This window comes from Mesorhizobium sp. LEGMi-168a (genome assembly GCF_058312955.1).
In genome coordinates this window covers 1-1,048 of the sequence record NZ_JBZEGV010000152.1, presented here as the reverse complement: position 1 = coordinate 1,048, position 1,048 = coordinate 1, and the positions used below count along the sequence as shown (strand labels likewise).

General features: G+C 56.1%; 1 protein-coding gene. It reads right to left on the bottom strand.

All coding sequences use genetic code 11. From position 1 onward, the window contains the following. A partial coding sequence (locus AC4FWB_RS34570; RefSeq protein WP_491030693.1) for an SPFH domain-containing protein occupies window positions 1-1,048 on the bottom strand: 1,048 nt, incomplete at both ends.

Below are 1,048 nucleotides of genomic sequence, written 5' to 3'. Positions count from 1 at the left end.
GAAGTAAGCAGAAACCATCGGATCGAGCGTGTGTTCGACCAGCCGCGTGCTGTCACCGAAACGCTGCACCACGAGCGGCGCCTTCATATAGTCGATATGCACGACGACGGAGAGCGGCAGCACAGGCTCGAACGCATCCTTGGTGATCAACGAAACTTCAGACAGGTTTTCGTCCAGCCTGTGTTCGCCAAACTGCTCCTTCGTCCATTTAAGCACGAAGTTGGTGGTCGGCACGGTGATGATATTGCCAGCATAGGTATTGAACGCATACTTGCCCGGCAGTAGCGGCGTTGACCAGACACCGCGTGCGCCGATTTCGACCAGCTCGCCGTGACGGTATGCCTGCCCGGATATATCCGTGCCGTGGCGACCGTTATAGGAGACGACGACACCCACTGTGCCAACGTCAATGATCGTCTTCTCGACCAGTTCGACGGTCGCGAAAATGCGATTGAGGAAGTAGCTACCGTCGGCAAGCACTTGCAACTGCCGGCCACGGTAACCACCAGCGTTGAGAAACTTCTCCGGGTCCTGAAAATTGTTGTGGAAGTTCGGGTCGTTCGGATCGTTGGCCACGGTCGGTGCGATGATCTCGCCGTCCGGTAGGGTCGGACCGTCATGGATGGTGACGATACCGATCATGTCCTCGGCATTATGGATGACGACTGGCTCAAAGCCGCCCCGCTCCGAGATCATGCTGGACATATTGGTAAAGAGGTTTTGTTCAGACGAGCTTAGATTAATGGCATAGATCGACTGGGCGGTGAGCACGATGAATTGGGCGAGATTGATGGCATAGGTGCCTTCACGCAATATCTTGCGTTGCGGTCCTTTCTGTCCGCCTTTTTCGAGACAGCCGCGCACATCCTGGAAATCATCGGCGTCTGTGTTGGAAGCAAGTGTCTGCGTCGGAGGCAGCGGCTTGCCATCACGGGCAAAGACATAGCCGATCTGACCCTGCGGGATGGTGACAAGATTGGCGCGATGCATCGAATACTGGAACGGCATGAAGAAATGCAGGCCGCCGCGCACGATTTCCGGCTGGTAG